The sequence below is a fragment of the Pseudoalteromonas sp. NFXS53 genome (assembly GCF_056629255.1).
On record NZ_JBWVBR010000002.1, the window covers coordinates 362,820 to 376,599 of the forward strand.

Here is a 13,780-nt window from a genome sequence, read left to right on the forward strand (position 1 = left end):
ACAGACATGTCCTTGGCGATGATTAAAAAGGACTATCGACTAAACCGTGCTTATCCTTTGAAGTGACTGTAGGCTTCTCCAACAGTAAACTGGCCGCTTTCAAGTCGTTTTACAAGTTGCTGCTCTTCAAGGTCATTAAGTACTTGATACAGCCCATCACCATAAGCATTGATACTATCTGCAGACAATAAATCTACTGGCTCAGGAAAGTGCTGGCTGACATCACTCAACACCATTCGAACCATCAGCTTCTCTACTCTATCCATATACTTACCCTCAAAAAGAATCAGTGTGATTAAAGTAAATACTACTTTGCATAACATAATGCCATGAGGCGTCATGCTAAACTGCAAATTTAAATTAGCGGAGAAAGATAAAAATAGGAAGAAAAATAAGTCAGTTTTTTTACATCAAAAAAGCGCCTAAATTGACGCTTTTATAACCTTACAGCTCAAAAATTTTTAAGTCTATTAATTTAAAAGACTATTTTCGAACCATGCAAACATGGTTGAGTATCGATTCAAAATCTTAACGTCTAATTGCTCATCAGCAGCACTATCAGCTAAGCCATAACAGACATGCAGTGGCATTAAGTGCTCTTCGCGTGGATGACAAAACCTTGCATGGGGCGCACTTTCCCAATCTAAGAGTCGGCTTGCTCGTATACTTTCATCAAGTGTTTTATTACTTACTGTGTCTCTGAGCCAAGTCTCAAATGCCAGGTTTTTTTCATCAACCTCTCTGTCACCTTGCGAGAAAAAAGCACGCATATTATGAAAAGAGAACCCAGAACCAATCACCAATAAGTTTTCATGCTCTAGTGACTGTAAAGCTTTACCAATATTGAGGTGTAAGCTCGGCTCTAAACTCTTCGCCAATGAAAGCTGCACGCAGGGAATGTCAGCCTCTGGAAACATGATTTTCAAGGGGATAAACATGCCATGGTCAAAGCCACGCTGCGCATCGAGTTGATGTTCAATGCCCGCTTGCGCTAACGCTGTTGCCACTTGAGATGCCAACTTAGGTGAGCTAGCACATGGATACTGGATGTTATATGCCGCTTCAGGAAAACCATAGTAGTCATAAATGAGCTCAGGTATCTCCGAAGAGGTAATGGTCGGCACTGCTTCTTCCCAGTGGGCGCTTATCAACAAAATAGCACTTGGCTTTTCAATACTTTTCGCCAATTTCTCTAGTGCATTTACCATTTCTGTGTGGCTGGGGTCACCCAATAAAGGCATCGGCCCGCCGCCGTGAGAGATAAAAAATACATTATGTTTTGTTTTCATAGCACACCACCGAGATCAGACTAATCGTGAGTTAAAACACGTGTATTACTTTCGAATACCTTCAACATGTAAGTCGAGCATCACCGTTGTTGGACCTAGCACTTCTTTCATGCCATAGTCTGCTAAACGAATTTCAGTAGTACCAGAAAAGCCAGCTCGGTAACCTCCCCAAGGATCTTTACCTTCACCAATTTTTTGCGCATCAATGACAATATTCTTTGTCGTTCCATGCAATGTGAATGCGCCCTGCACTTCTAGCTTGCCATTACCTTTATCAATAATTTTGCTGCTTACAAACTTCGCAGTTGGAAATTTACCCACATTTAAAAAGTCATCACTACGTAAGTGCTTATCACGCTCTGCATGATTTGAATCGATACTGGTAGTATCAATGTTCACTTCAATTTTTGCGTTGTCATAGCTTTTACCATCATAGTTAAAAGAGCCCTCAAATGTGTTGAATCGACCCGTTAACCAAGACACACCTAAATGCGATGTTTTAAAGTTAATAAAAGCATGGGCGCCTTTGGTATCAATCACGTACTCAGCAGCACTTGCCGTTGTTGATAGCGCACCTAAAATAGCCGCAGTTAAAATAAGCTTTTTCATTGTAATCTCCTGTTTAGAAGCCAAAATATTTAATAAGTTAAGATGAATGCATGTACTTTTTAAGACACCTACCTTTGTGAGGCGTCCTAAAGCATGCGCTTCAATGTATTGTCTTTATCGATGAAATGATGTTTGAGTGCAGCTAGTGCGTGTAAAAGAACTAACCCCATCAAACCATAAGCACTGTATTTATGAATGAAACCTGCAGTGTCGGCTTGTTGTGAAAAAAGCTCCCCAAAGCTTGGCAACACAAACCAGTTAAACACTTCAATACCGCGACCATCGGCCGTTGAAATTAAGTAGCCACTAACACAAATCACAACAATCAGCAGGTATAAAACGGCATGCGCAGCTTTTGCCATAAATTGCTCAAATGCGTTACCCACAGCATCTGGACTCATGTTACTTGCCTTCCAACATAGCCTTGCCAGAGTCAATAGCAGTAAAAGTACACCGACACTTTTATGAATAAATGGTGCGGTTTTATACCAGTCGCTGTAATAATTCAGCTCTACCATCCACCAGCCGGACGCAAACATACCTATGACAACCACTGCAGAAACCCAGTGCAGGCTTTTAGCTACCCAGCCATAGTTTTGTGTCGTGTTTTTCATTCAAAACCTCATTCGTTTGTTAACTCAATCAACAAACCTCTCTTTCAATGCTTGCTATATTACTATTACGATTTTTTATGATTAAGTAGAGCTATGTTGTATTATTTACAACGTTTCGTTGATAGTGGGTTATTAATTGAAGGTTGTGATAATGATTAAAATTGAATTGCTCAAAGTGTTTTTAAGCGTTGCTGACGAAGGCAGTTTTACCAAAGCGGCAGAAAAATTAGAGATGTCGAATCAACTGGTGAGTAAATATATTTCGCAACTTGAAACACATCTTAATGCCCGCCTGTTCAATCGCACGACCCGTAAAGTAAGCCTCACGGAAGCGGGCGAAAAGTGCCGCCAACACGCGAAACAAATACTAGAAAATGTAGATAACTTAGAAGCACAATTTGGTGAGCTGCAAACAACGGTCACAGGTACTTTGAATATCAGTGCGCCCGTTTCATTTTCGACTTTACATCTATCGAAGTTCATCAGTGTATTCAGAAAAAAGTACCCTGAAATAGAGCTCAACATTCAACTTAACGACCGTAAAGTCGATGTGATAGAAGAAGGTTTTGACGTTGCGCTACGAATTGGTCAATTGCAAAGCTCTTCTTTGGTTGCGAAAAAAATCGCGCCAGTGCGTTTAGTCTTATGCGCTTCACCTGAATACTTAATACATAATGGCACGCCTTCACACCCGAGCGAGCTCAACCCTAAGCACTTTTTGCATTACAGTTACTCTAGCTATGACAAAACCGATAACCTACTTTTAAATACCCTAAAATCAATAAGCCAAAACAAACACCCCACTATTATCTCGAATAACGGTGAGCTACTGATGGCCGCTGCCATCGCTGGAGAAGGTTATTTGGTGCAGCCCACATTCATTGCAGGTCAGGCACTCAAAAAAGGTGATTTAAAAATATTCTTAGAAGACTATGAGCCTGAGCCCATTGCGTTATATGCGGTTTATCCACACCGCAAACTGCTCTCTTCAAAAGTAAGAGTCTTTATTGACGAACTCAGTGAATTTTTTGGTGAAAAGCCGTATTGGGATGAGTTTTAATTACAACGACACCTAAATTGACCAGAACAGAGCGGTAATTTGCTAACTTCATAATTAACCTTTATAAAGGCCTTATGTCAGTATGCTTTAAGGATAACTTGTGGCAATTTATCAATTTTTAGAATTTACCTTTTGTGATCAAAGCTACCAGTTACGCCATTCGGGTAAACCCATAAATATCCGACCTAAGACAGCGCAAGCAATAGAGCTGTTTGTTAATAACCCTCAGACTCTAATCACCAAAGATGAATTGCACACTGCTTTATGGGGCACTCCACAACACCAAGATTATCGCCTTTTTCAGGTGATCAGTGAAATACGTAAGCTTGCGCCCAATATTGACCTTATTCGCACTCAACCTAACCATGGCTATTACTGGTTAGCTCACACTGAAAAATTAGCAGCAAAAAAGTCAAATAAAGTGACACATTATGCCATTGCTGCATGCCTAGCCATTAGTTGTATCACTGCAACAAGCTTGTTAATTAAAGAAAACAATACGTTTGAGCCTGCTTTACCACCCACTTTTAGCAGCTATACAAATGCAGTAGATGCTTATCGTTCACAAGACTATGCGACAGCTCAAAAATGGCTGGAATTCAGCCTAAAAGAAAACCCATATTCTCAAGAAGCCAAGCTGCTGTTAGCTGAAATAAAATTCAGTCAACAGCAACTAGCCCATGCTAAGCAATTAGCACATGAACTCGTGCTAGAAAATGAATCACAAAGCTATTATCGAGGACAAGCGTTTTCGTTGTTGAGTAGAATCGCCGCAATTCAGAATAACTTCAATGATGCTCTAGATTTTGCAATTCAAGGTAAAGAGTCCGCAGAAGCTGGTTTTGCAAGCTGCAGTGCACATATGTTCGAACAGCAAATCGCTGCCTTAGTCAATAAACAGCAAGATACACCGCTTAACTCAAAGGTACGACTGCAAATCGACAGAGAACAGGCACTTTCAATTAGCTCAGAAAACACAATAGAAAAAAGCGAACATGCGCAACTTTGTAAAAAACTAAAAGACTCTGTGACATCAAAACGAGAGTGTGAAAATGTTGAATATACAGCCCAATTAATAGGCTTTAGGCAATTCACAACCTAGACATAAGTTAATGATAATAAAGCTAATATATATAATTATAGAAACTTAGAGGCATTTATACTGACATAAAATGCGCAGCTCACTTTATAAAGGAATTCACTTATCTAATTCTGTGAGCAGCCAATGAAAGCATTTAATAAATTATCAATTTTAGCAATTGCCACTTTATCCTTTATCAGTCATAACGCCCTATCTGAAGAGGTACCTGCCAATCAATCACCCAGTTATTCAAACTCAGTGCTAAGTGCAAAATTACATCGACTACTTGGTCCTAAAGCAAGCTTTGAAATCACATCATTTAATGACTATTTCGAGCGCGTCACAATCGACAATCAAATCTTACTTGCTAGCAAAGATGGGCAGCATTTGTTTTGGGGTAAAGTGATCGACACCTCTACAAGCGAAGACCTAATTGAACAAGCAAACAAACAACACAGACAAACATTATTCAAATCTATTCCTCGAGAGAAACTACTCACCTACTCAGCAAAAGAAGAACGACATCAAATAACTATTTTTACCGATATCGACTGCCCATTTTGCAGAAAACTCCATACTCAAATAAAAGACTTAAACCAACTAGGTATCAGTGTCGATTATGTCATGTTGCCGAGAGGAAATGCTGGTAGCAAAGCGTTCAATAAAACTGTGAATGCACTTTGCGCCACAAACCCGCAAGCCGCGATGGACTCGGCAATGCATAGGGGGCATTTTGAAACGAACAATGAAGCCACTTCAGAATGCATCAACAACCTCAACATTCAAAAAGCTTTGGCACAAAAATTTGGTTTTAGTGCTACCCCTACTATTTTATTTGCCAATGGAGAAACAGTACCTGGCTTTATAAGTACAGAAGATATTTCGAAAGTCATTCAGAAAATAGAATCTATTTAAGAAGGTTACTTTGCTGTACAGAGAGTAAATATATACGCCCGAAAGCACAGCATTAACTTTCGGGTATTATAGAAATTACGCTTCTAAATTGTAATATCTACTTTCTTTTGTGCATTTAGCAATGAAAAAGCTTTTTCTTTGTAGGTAATCAAACTCCCATCAGACGTAAATCTCTCAAAAGTATCAATTAACTTCTTCGAATGTGTCGACCTTGTTTGATATGTATCGCGTTCAGGGTGAGCTATTGCCGATTGTTCTAATTTATCTGATCTTTCATTAAAGTATTCTACAAGGTTAATTTTTTCATTTGGGTCTACATCCCCTTCACCATAAGAAAGAATTTCAAGTGTTATCATTAAATCGAGCATATCAGATCTTTGCTCTGAGATTATCTGGTTCCCAGATTTCCCATATCTAACCTCTTCTTTATCAGAAAACTCTTGCGAATATTCCCTATCAAGTTCGTTAAATTTCTTTACAAGATCATAAAGTTCATTAATGCTCTACCGTGTTCAAGTTTTTTACCCATTTCTTCGGCCATTAGCGTAGCTAACTCTTCTTTTCGCTCTCTATATAACGCTGCGGCACGACTCAAAACAACAGCTCGTTCACTGAAGTTTTTATCTCTCCAAGTTTTAAAAGCCAAATCGGCCTTACCAATTGCTAAATCAACTTGGTTAGAAGTCATTTCCTCAAATGACGCCAATATTTCGCCGTTTAAAGGGTTTATTGAATTAATCGCCATACCGATCTCCAAATATAAACAATATAAGATTCAAAACTTTCTTCTAGTTTTGTTTTAAATAAACTCATTGTGAGATGAAGAACTAAATGTATATCTAAAAATAATCACATGATACTTACCTCACTAGTAGGTTTAATTTATATACCTTTAGTTTGATTGCAATCAGTATACTTTTTTATACCTAGATAACTTTTCAGTCTTAATGAAATAAATAGCAACAATTACATATGGTTAGGTATATATATTTATTTTTTGAATTTTAAGAATGTTTTTGATGTTTGAAAGATAACGTTTTCACACGCCATATATTCGTTTAAATAAGTTATGCTTGATATAAAGAAATTAACGAAAGAATACCCAGAAGTTTTAAAATAACTTCTGGGTACGTAAATACCGTAGTGAAAAGCGATAGATTAAAATAGATCAGATTGTGTGGAAATTTATTTAGATATTTCGATATTGTATGTTTCTGACCAAACTTTAAGGTCATCTAATATTTTTAGTGCAGAACGGCCAAAATCTGTTAGCTCATATGTTACCGCTATCGGCCTATCACTTATTACTTTTCTAATGACCATCCCTTCTTCTTCTAATTCTTTTAAGCGTTGGTCGACCATTTTTTTAGTAGCCCCACCTAACATTCTAGATAAATCATTAAACCTGACTGGCTCATCTTTTAAATGATAAATGATTGACCCTTTCCACTTTCCGCCAATTAAACGCATTCCTTTTTCTATCGCACAAGGCTCCATGCACGCGTTATAAACTTTTTTTCTTCCTTTACTGTCTGTTTTTACTGAACTTTCCACAATTACCCACTTATTTATTCTAGGTTACTAAAAGTATACTAATTGATTACTGTTAAATGGTAACTAAAATATACCACAAATAACCGTTCAAAATAAATTTTAATTTTGGAGAAACACAGATGAGCAACATTTTAATTATCAATGGTCACCAGTATTACCCTTTTTCTGAAGGTAAGCTTAACAGTACCTTAGTAGATAAAGCTGCAAGCTTATTGAACGCAAAAGGTCACAATACGCGCATAGTAACAATGTCTGAAACGATAGATGTTGAAAAAGAACTAGAGAACCATCAGTGGGCGGATTTCGTTATTTTCCAATCACCAATTAATTGGATGGGGGTTACTTGGTCTTTTAAAAAGTATATGGATGAAGTGTATACAGCAGGTATGGGCGGTGCTTTGTGTAATGGTGACGGTCGCCATCATGACTCACCTAAAGAAAACTATGGTATGGGTGGCACACTAACGAATACGAAATACATGATGTCATTGACTTTCAATGCGCCAGAAGAGTCATTTAATGACGAAACTGAATTCTTTGATGGCAAATCTGTTGATGATCTTCTGTTCCCTATGCATATGAACTTCAAGTTCTTTGGTATGAAACCAATGGAAACATTTGCGTGTTTTGATGTGATGAAAAATGCCGATGTGGAAAATGACTTAAAACGTTTTGAAGCGCACATTAACAAACATTTTTAAGGAACAGTCATGAGCGTTGAATATACCAATAAATTGCATGCAGGTGCTGACTTTCCAAATATCGAAGCCAAACTTTTGAATGGCGATATTAAAAAGTTGTCTGCTACTCAAAATGGTTTGGATTGGAAGATGATTGTTGTTTACAGAGGGCAGCATTGCCCACTTTGTACCCGCTACTTAAACCAGTTAGAAAATGCGAAAAGCTTACTTGCTCAAACAGGCGTAGATTTGATCGCCGTTTCTGGTGACAGTAAAGAGCAACTAGAAAGTAATATGGAAAGACTTAATGTGACTTTCCCTATCGCATACGGCCTTACTGTTGAACAAATGGAAGAGCTTGGGTTGTATATATCAGATCCTAGATCGCCTGAAGAAACGGATCACCCATTTGCTGAGCCAGGGCTATTTGTCGTCAATGGTGAAGGTAAAGTTCACGTAGTGGACATCTCTAACAACCCGTTTGTAAGACCAGAACTTCAATCATTGATTAGTGGTTTAGATTGGATACGAAACCCTGCAAATAACTACCCTATTCGTGGTATGCGTAAATAGGAGTTCCTATGAAAAAGGTTGTATTGTCTGGTGTTTTTTCAGTCCTATTGTTTGGAAATGCGCTTGCAGAGGACGCAAAAGTCAAATTTGCTCACATTGCATCTCCAAATCAATATGAACTACTGCTTGAGAACGAAGAAGTTACCGTACTCAAGATGACATTAAAACCAGGAGAACAGGATAATTGGCATAAACACAATGCTGAGACTGTTTACTTCGAAAAAGGTGGCAAGGCTACGATAACAACGACTGAAAAAGACGTGACTTTGGAGATCCCAGATGGATATGTTATGTGGCATGACCAATGGGAACACAAAGTTAAAAATGTTGGTGACACAACAATCACTGCAATTATCGTTGAAAAGAAATAAACATGGCAAAGATACAAATTAACATTGATATCGTTTCTGATGTGGTTTGTCCTTGGTGTGTCATTGGCTATGGCCGCTTAAAAGCGGCATTAGCCAATTTTGATACTAAATTCGACGTTAATATTGTCTGGCACCCCTTCGAGCTTAACCCCAATATGCCAAAAGAAGGAGAAAACCTAAGACAACATTTGTCGAAAAAGTACGGAACTACGTTAGAAGGCAGCATTCGAGCCAGAGCCATGTTGACAGAAGAAGGCGAAAAAGTCGGCTTCAAGTTTAACTACTTTGATGAAATGAAAATGCTTAATACACATCAATGTCATCAACTGCTTCACTGGGCGAAAGAAAGTGATTTGCAAAACCAATTAGCAGAGGCATTTTTTGAGCATTTTTTCAGTAATAAAGGCACATTCACAGCATCTGAACTTATCCATATTGTTGACAAGGTTGGCTTGAATTCTCACCAAGCTCAGTCTGTATTAGCTAACAACTCATATAGTGAGGAAGTGAAGTTAAGCGAAGCGCATTGGCATCAAAATGGAATACATGGCGTACCATTATTTATTTTTAATGGCGATCAAGCCCTATCAGGTGCACAAGAAGTAGCTACATTCGAACGTGTACTCAGTCAATATTTATATAGAGAGTATTAATTATGTTTACATATTATGAACCGGATACGGCTCCAGAAGAATCTAAACCACTGATGGAGCAATCTTTAACTGGCTTTGGGATGATCCCAAACCTCCACAAGATTTTAGCTGAAGCGCCAGCAACATATAAAGCTTACAACCAAACCTTTACAAGCTTCATGAAAGAAACAACGTTTAGCCCGGTTGAGCAACAAGTTGTTTTTATGACGTCAAACTTTGAGAATAATTGCCACTATTGTGTTCCGGGCCATACATGGATGATGAAGTCATCAAAAATGCCAGATGATGTTATTGAAGCGTTGAGAAATGGCACTAAACTGCCAGACGCAAAACTTCAAGCGCTTCATGATTTCACAAAAGCCTTATTAGACAACCGAGGTCATATTGGTGACGATAAGTTAATTGAGTTTTTGAATGCGGGATATACTAAGCGTCAAGCATTGGAAGTGTTAACCGGACTGGCATCAAAACTAATATCAAACTTCACAAACGCATTAACACATACAAAAGTGGATGATGCTATGAAGCCTTATGCTTGGGAAAAGCCGGAGAAATAGTATGCCTCTAGAAAATCATCCAATGTGGCGATTGCCAAAGCACCACTTAGATCATGATGATACCCATGACCATGTGCATTGGGTTGAGTTATTTTATGATCTGATCCATGTGGTCATTATATTTTTACTTGGAAATTTTTTAAGTGATCACTTAAGTGTGGATGGTTTTCTAGCTTTTGCTGGACTATTTATAGCTATATGGTTTGCGTGGGCAGATTCTAGTGTATTTAACTCACTCTATGTCAGCACAGACGTAAAACATCGACTCATAATGTCTTGCCAAATTGTAAGCGCGATGGTTATGGCTGCGTCGATTCCTCATGTTTTAGATAAGGGCTGGATGTACTTTGCCCTTGCATATGCAGCAAATAGAATGATCACCGCCTATTTGTATCACAGAACGAATAGGCTTGGTGTTGAAGCAACAGTACTTTCACGAACAGTAAGCCGCAACTTCTTTGTTCTTGCTATCGTATTCGCAATAAGTGCTTTTCTACCTAAACCGTATAATTTTGTGTTATTTACACTTGCCATACTTTCGATCCAACTCCTGTATATGCTTCCAAAAATTGGGGTTTTAGAATACAAACGATTTTTACCTAGACTAGGGCACATGTCTGAAAGGTTTGCTTTACTGCTTCTCATTGTTGTTGGCGAAGGGTTCTTTAAACTCGTGATCACCCTTTCCGAAAAAGGCGTGTATAAAGTCACTCCAGAGGTACTGTTTAACTTTATGTTTGGAGGTATAGCAGTATTTATTCAATGCTGGATTTATTTCGATTTTGTAGGCAATGGAAAACCTAAAAATCAAAAAAAATGGACGCTAGTTAGCTGGTGGTTAGCCCATTTGTTTCTAATGTTGTCTGCTGTGATGGTGGGTGTTGCGCTGGCTGGTGAAGTAAAAGTAGGATTTTGGGACCCATACCCGCTCAAATATGGCGCCATAGGTTGTATCGGGCTTGCCTCATATTTACTGTGTCTACTTTGGATTCAATTCAATATCGAAGCACGCATTGCTCATCGATTTGCTACCGCAAAAGTGCGTATGTTTGGTGTTGTTTTAGCTCTAGCAACATTATTGACCCTGCCCCATGTGCCAGCTTTGGTAGGTAACCTTTTATGGGGTACGGCACTAATCTCTCAAATAGCTATTCCAGTTACAAAAGCCTATCTTATCTTTTCCAAAGATGAGCAGGCTAAAGCTTAAGAATTAAGCTTTAAAAGTTAACTCAAAAATTAGCGGTAAAATAGATGAGCAAGGCACTAACAACTAGACAAAAAATATACGATATTCTTGAACATGGGTTCGATGGTTCAAGGACTAGTCAATTATTTAGCGGCTTTATCGTAGTACTTATCATTTTAAACGTGAGTGCTATCATTCTTGAGTCTTATAAACCAATAGGCGAAATGTACCACCAAGAATTCCTCTTGTTTAACACCTTTTCTGTTGTTGTGTTTACGCTAGAATATTTCGCGAGGATCTGGGTTTCAGTTGAATCACCGCTTAGTGAGCGTTCTGGACCAACAAAATCAAGGGTTAAGTATTTATTAAGCCCGGTATCACTGATTGACTTGTTAGCAATAGCCCCTTTTTATTTATCATTCATATTTGCAATAGATCTAAGATATCTGCGTATGTTGAGAATGATTCGACTATTAAAACTAACACACTATTTCAAAGGGCTTCATTTATTTATAGATGTCTTCAAAAAGGAGTTACCCAGTATAGGTGCTGCAATTATAATCATGAGTGTTTTAGTAATAATGTCAGCCAGTGTTATATATAGCGTTGAACATGAGGCTCAACCCGATGTGTTTGATAGTATTCCTAGCGCTATTTGGTGGTCTGTAGTGACTATGACAACAGTTGGTTATGGGGATGTTATACCAATCACTTTTTTAGGTAAATTTATATCCATATTTATTATGTTGCTAGGTGTTGGTATCGTCGCTCTACCTGCTGCAATGCTTGCTGCTAAGTTCGGTGATGAACTGAGAACGCGGAAGCAACTTCTAGAACGTGAGATAGCAACCGCACTTCAGGACGGTATAATTACTTCAGAAGAGCAAGCTGCTATTGAGAAGTTATCTCAATCAATGGGGATCTCATCTCAAGAACTTGAGCACGTAATATTAAACTATAATAGACACAATTCTAAACCTGTGAAGTGCGTACATTGCGGTAAAAACTAGCCCAACTCATTTTTAGCAACTTTACGCTTTTCAGAGTATCTCTCCCTAAAGTCTGATTTTATAATTTTCTTCTGTGGTTTTATTTCAATAAGCTGTTGTTCACCTGAAGTATTAGTAAGCATAAAGTCAGGTATATATCTATTATATTTGCCATCAAAATAGTATTTGTAAGTCAAAGGTTGAGCTTCAAAGGCTTTTATTTTGGGTGAGTATTCGAAATGAAAACAGGCATCAAACTCTAAAGAGCTTTCAACTAAAAGCGTTTGCCCATTTTTTTGACTAGCAAACTTAAATAGGTTCTTAACTCGCGAGTGCTTTATTTTACGTCTGATCATAATCAAAACCCAAACGGCTTATGACTAAAAAACAGACTATGACAGGTTATTGTTCAAATTATGACAAGAATTAGTTCAGATATGACAGCTTATGCTTCAAACATCAGTTAAGAAGGATTGGGTGGTAGTCTTACCAGCCACATCCCGGCACACAAGTCATTCGCTGTGGCTGCTTCCTTCCGGACCTGACCAGGTTCACGAACTATTGTTGCGAGAGGACCAATAAGACCACCATAGTGGGCCTTGTTAGGCGCGGGAAGGATTATCTCTATAATGTGCTTTAGATTCAAGGAAAAACTGAATTAATTAAACCGATTGCCTAATGCTTAAACAATCGGCTTAAAATATGGCGAGATTAATTTGCTAAAGACTTCTTCACTGCTTCAAGCTTAGTCTTAACACGTTTCATGTTAGCAGGACCCATACGTAAGAACTGCTTTTGCGCGTCTGATAACTTTTCCCACTCTGGATATGCATAGCTATAAGTCACAGAATCTTTAATCAGTGGCAAGCTTGTTTCAGGAATTGGCGTGTCTAAAAGCTCTGTGATAGCTTCATTTAATGTGTAATTAAAGTCTTCGCCCTCATAACCAATTTCTTCATAGGCTTCAAAAATAAGTGGCTGAAACTTTTTATACACACGTACGATTTGCGCATTGCTCATCTGCGTTAACATGTCGACATAAGGTGTGTAACGCTCAAAGCTATTTGGATCTGTAATGATGATGTCTGACTCAAGCGCCATAAACTTATCAACCGGTGCACTCACTGGCGCATGCTTTTTCGCAAGCTTGCCTTGCGCTAAGTTATCTACAAATACCACAGTTCTGCGAACCATATCTTCAGTCACTAACAAACCTAAAGATTGCTCAGTGAGGTATTCACCTAAGCTTTGCTGTACTTCTACATCACTCTCATCCAACGATGGAAGCTGAGGCTCAGCAGGTTTTACTTCAACAACACGCTCTGCAACAGGCTCAGATGTCGGTTCTGGCTGCAGTTCAGGTTCATATGTTTCTACAACCTCAGGTTCTGACTCAGGCTCTGGTTGACTTTGTGCCGTATTGACTGGTTTTACAGGCTCTGCGGCAGGCACGACGACGTCTTGCTTAAACTTTTCATTTTCGACAGGCTGCTCTGATTTGCTTGATAACACAAAAACAGCAACGACGATTAACGCCATAACAACAACGGCTGCAAATAGCAGCTGGGTTTGGGAAGGCTTTGAAGAAGGTTGTTCTGACATGTTTGCTCCGTTTAATGGCTGAACACAATATTCCGTTGAATATTCTA

At 38.6% G+C, this 13,780-nt stretch carries 19 protein-coding genes and 1 other RNA gene; 10 read left to right on the top strand and 10 right to left on the bottom strand.

All coding sequences use genetic code 11. The features are described 5' to 3' along the window. Positions 1 to 50 precede the first annotated feature (50 nt). The 4 genes from AC1HJP_RS04430 to AC1HJP_RS04445 form a co-directional block, all read right to left on the bottom strand. On the bottom strand, positions 51 to 266 hold the full coding sequence (locus AC1HJP_RS04430) for a hypothetical protein (RefSeq protein ID WP_480360571.1): 216 nt from the start codon (positions 264 to 266) through the stop codon (positions 51 to 53). A gap of 204 nt (positions 267 to 470) precedes the next feature. Further along, positions 471 to 1,289, bottom strand: a complete 819-nt coding sequence (locus AC1HJP_RS04435) for a DODA-type extradiol aromatic ring-opening family dioxygenase (protein ID WP_480360572.1) — start codon at positions 1,287 to 1,289, stop codon at positions 471 to 473. Between the two features lie 45 nt (positions 1,290 to 1,334). Next, positions 1,335 to 1,898, bottom strand: coding sequence for a YceI family protein (locus AC1HJP_RS04440; protein ID WP_480360573.1), 564 nt, complete (start codon positions 1,896 to 1,898; stop codon positions 1,335 to 1,337). A gap of 86 nt (positions 1,899 to 1,984) precedes the next feature. Next, on the bottom strand, positions 1,985 to 2,512 hold the full coding sequence (locus AC1HJP_RS04445; protein ID WP_480360575.1) for a cytochrome b: 528 nt from the start codon (positions 2,510 to 2,512) through the stop codon (positions 1,985 to 1,987). 151 nt (positions 2,513 to 2,663) lie between these two features. Between AC1HJP_RS04445 and AC1HJP_RS04450 the strand changes: the two genes are divergently transcribed. The 3 genes from AC1HJP_RS04450 (at position 2,664) to AC1HJP_RS04460 (ending at position 5,568) form a co-directional block, all read left to right on the top strand. Further along, positions 2,664 to 3,572, top strand: a complete 909-nt coding sequence (locus AC1HJP_RS04450) for a LysR family transcriptional regulator (protein ID WP_480360576.1) — start codon at positions 2,664 to 2,666, stop codon at positions 3,570 to 3,572. Between the two features lie 100 nt (positions 3,573 to 3,672). After that, complete coding sequence (locus tag AC1HJP_RS04455) at positions 3,673 to 4,674, top strand: winged helix-turn-helix domain-containing protein (RefSeq protein ID WP_480360577.1); 1,002 nt, start codon at positions 3,673 to 3,675, stop codon at positions 4,672 to 4,674. A 123-nt stretch (positions 4,675 to 4,797) separates the two neighbouring features. After that, positions 4,798 to 5,568: a DsbC family protein gene (locus AC1HJP_RS04460; protein ID WP_480360578.1), complete on the top strand. Its 771-nt coding sequence runs from the start codon at positions 4,798 to 4,800 to the stop codon at positions 5,566 to 5,568. An 83-nt stretch (positions 5,569 to 5,651) separates the two neighbouring features. Here the strand turns inward: AC1HJP_RS04460 and AC1HJP_RS04465 are convergent, their stop codons facing one another. The 3 genes from AC1HJP_RS04465 to AC1HJP_RS04475 form a co-directional block, all read right to left on the bottom strand. After that, positions 5,652 to 5,936 carry a hypothetical protein gene (locus tag AC1HJP_RS04465; RefSeq protein ID WP_480360579.1) on the bottom strand — a complete coding sequence of 95 codons (285 nt, stop codon included), beginning with the start codon at positions 5,934 to 5,936 and terminating at the stop codon, positions 5,652 to 5,654. Between the two features lie 107 nt (positions 5,937 to 6,043). Continuing rightward, positions 6,044 to 6,313, bottom strand: a complete 270-nt coding sequence (locus AC1HJP_RS04470; protein WP_480360580.1) for an aldehyde dehydrogenase family protein — start codon at positions 6,311 to 6,313, stop codon at positions 6,044 to 6,046. A gap of 440 nt (positions 6,314 to 6,753) precedes the next feature. Further along, positions 6,754 to 7,122, bottom strand: a complete 369-nt coding sequence (locus AC1HJP_RS04475) for a winged helix-turn-helix transcriptional regulator (protein WP_480360581.1) — start codon at positions 7,120 to 7,122, stop codon at positions 6,754 to 6,756. A gap of 119 nt (positions 7,123 to 7,241) precedes the next feature. On the opposite strand from AC1HJP_RS04475, the gene AC1HJP_RS04480 reads away from it, so the two are divergent. Genes AC1HJP_RS04480 through AC1HJP_RS04510 form a run of 7 tightly spaced genes read left to right on the top strand, consistent with a single transcriptional unit; the run spans position 7,242 to position 12,152 of the window. Continuing rightward, entirely contained in the window at positions 7,242 to 7,823 is a 582-nt protein-coding gene (locus AC1HJP_RS04480; RefSeq protein ID WP_138566648.1) for an NAD(P)H-dependent oxidoreductase, read from the top strand. 9 nt (positions 7,824 to 7,832) lie between these two features. Beyond that, positions 7,833 to 8,375, top strand: coding sequence for a peroxiredoxin-like family protein (locus AC1HJP_RS04485; RefSeq protein WP_480360583.1), 543 nt, complete (start codon positions 7,833 to 7,835; stop codon positions 8,373 to 8,375). 8 nt (positions 8,376 to 8,383) lie between these two features. Continuing rightward, positions 8,384 to 8,746, top strand: a complete 363-nt coding sequence (locus AC1HJP_RS04490; protein WP_480360584.1) for a cupin domain-containing protein — start codon at positions 8,384 to 8,386, stop codon at positions 8,744 to 8,746. Between the two features lie 2 nt (positions 8,747 to 8,748). Next, the gene (locus AC1HJP_RS04495) at positions 8,749 to 9,399 is read left to right on the top strand and encodes a DsbA family oxidoreductase (protein WP_480360585.1); all 651 of its coding nucleotides are present in this window, start codon (positions 8,749 to 8,751) and stop codon (positions 9,397 to 9,399) included. Positions 9,400 to 9,401: 2 nt separating this feature from the next. Further along, positions 9,402 to 9,956, top strand: a complete 555-nt coding sequence (locus AC1HJP_RS04500; protein ID WP_480360586.1) for a carboxymuconolactone decarboxylase family protein — start codon at positions 9,402 to 9,404, stop codon at positions 9,954 to 9,956. Position 9,957: 1 nt separating this feature from the next. Beyond that, entirely contained in the window at positions 9,958 to 11,163 is a 1,206-nt protein-coding gene (locus AC1HJP_RS04505; RefSeq protein WP_480360588.1) for a low temperature requirement protein A, read from the top strand. Positions 11,164 to 11,207: 44 nt separating this feature from the next. Continuing rightward, positions 11,208 to 12,152 carry an ion transporter gene (locus AC1HJP_RS04510; RefSeq protein WP_480360590.1) on the top strand — a complete coding sequence of 315 codons (945 nt, stop codon included), beginning with the start codon at positions 11,208 to 11,210 and terminating at the stop codon, positions 12,150 to 12,152. Here AC1HJP_RS04510 and AC1HJP_RS04515 read toward each other — a convergent pair. The 3 genes from AC1HJP_RS04515 to AC1HJP_RS04525 all read right to left on the bottom strand — a co-directional run bounded on the left by AC1HJP_RS04515 (position 12,149) and on the right by AC1HJP_RS04525 (position 13,733). Further along, positions 12,149 to 12,487, bottom strand: a complete 339-nt coding sequence (locus AC1HJP_RS04515) for a Tn7 transposase TnsA N-terminal domain-containing protein (RefSeq protein WP_480360592.1) — start codon at positions 12,485 to 12,487, stop codon at positions 12,149 to 12,151. The genes AC1HJP_RS04510 and AC1HJP_RS04515 overlap by 4 nt on opposite strands. 128 nt (positions 12,488 to 12,615) lie before the next feature. Further along, an RNA gene (ffs, locus tag AC1HJP_RS04520) (signal recognition particle sRNA small type) lies at positions 12,616 to 12,712 on the bottom strand. A 130-nt stretch (positions 12,713 to 12,842) separates the two neighbouring features. Further along, positions 12,843 to 13,733: a DUF3014 domain-containing protein gene (locus AC1HJP_RS04525; protein WP_480360593.1), complete on the bottom strand. Its 891-nt coding sequence runs from the start codon at positions 13,731 to 13,733 to the stop codon at positions 12,843 to 12,845. Positions 13,734 to 13,780 lie beyond the last annotated feature (47 nt).

Excerpts from the sequence above, each read along its gene's own strand:
- AC1HJP_RS04450 (WP_480360576.1), top strand. The coding sequence starts at position 2,664 with ATGATTAAAATTGAATTGCTCAAAGTGTTTTTAAGCGTTGCTGACGAA.
- AC1HJP_RS04500 (WP_480360586.1), top strand. The coding sequence starts at position 9,402 with ATGTTTACATATTATGAACCGGATACGGCTCCAGAAGAATCTAAACCA.
- AC1HJP_RS04440 (WP_480360573.1), bottom strand. The coding sequence starts at position 1,898 with ATGAAAAAGCTTATTTTAACTGCGGCTATTTTAGGTGCGCTATCAACA.
- AC1HJP_RS04465 (WP_480360579.1), bottom strand. The coding sequence starts at position 5,936 with ATGCTCGATTTAATGATAACACTTGAAATTCTTTCTTATGGTGAAGGG.
- AC1HJP_RS04485 (WP_480360583.1), top strand. The coding sequence starts at position 7,833 with ATGAGCGTTGAATATACCAATAAATTGCATGCAGGTGCTGACTTTCCA.
- AC1HJP_RS04505 (WP_480360588.1), top strand. The coding sequence starts at position 9,958 with ATGCCTCTAGAAAATCATCCAATGTGGCGATTGCCAAAGCACCACTTA.
- AC1HJP_RS04490 (WP_480360584.1), top strand. The coding sequence starts at position 8,384 with ATGAAAAAGGTTGTATTGTCTGGTGTTTTTTCAGTCCTATTGTTTGGA.
- AC1HJP_RS04510 (WP_480360590.1), top strand. The coding sequence starts at position 11,208 with ATGAGCAAGGCACTAACAACTAGACAAAAAATATACGATATTCTTGAA.
- AC1HJP_RS04445 (WP_480360575.1), bottom strand. The coding sequence starts at position 2,512 with ATGAAAAACACGACACAAAACTATGGCTGGGTAGCTAAAAGCCTGCAC.
- AC1HJP_RS04430 (WP_480360571.1), bottom strand. The coding sequence starts at position 266 with ATGGATAGAGTAGAGAAGCTGATGGTTCGAATGGTGTTGAGTGATGTC.
- AC1HJP_RS04495 (WP_480360585.1), top strand. The coding sequence starts at position 8,749 with ATGGCAAAGATACAAATTAACATTGATATCGTTTCTGATGTGGTTTGT.
- AC1HJP_RS04480 (WP_138566648.1), top strand. The coding sequence starts at position 7,242 with ATGAGCAACATTTTAATTATCAATGGTCACCAGTATTACCCTTTTTCT.
- AC1HJP_RS04435 (WP_480360572.1), bottom strand. The coding sequence starts at position 1,289 with ATGAAAACAAAACATAATGTATTTTTTATCTCTCACGGCGGCGGGCCG.
- AC1HJP_RS04525 (WP_480360593.1), bottom strand. The coding sequence starts at position 13,733 with ATGTCAGAACAACCTTCTTCAAAGCCTTCCCAAACCCAGCTGCTATTT.
- AC1HJP_RS04515 (WP_480360592.1), bottom strand. The coding sequence starts at position 12,487 with ATGATCAGACGTAAAATAAAGCACTCGCGAGTTAAGAACCTATTTAAG.
- AC1HJP_RS04460 (WP_480360578.1), top strand. The coding sequence starts at position 4,798 with ATGAAAGCATTTAATAAATTATCAATTTTAGCAATTGCCACTTTATCC.
- AC1HJP_RS04470 (WP_480360580.1), bottom strand. The coding sequence starts at position 6,313 with ATGGCGATTAATTCAATAAACCCTTTAAACGGCGAAATATTGGCGTCA.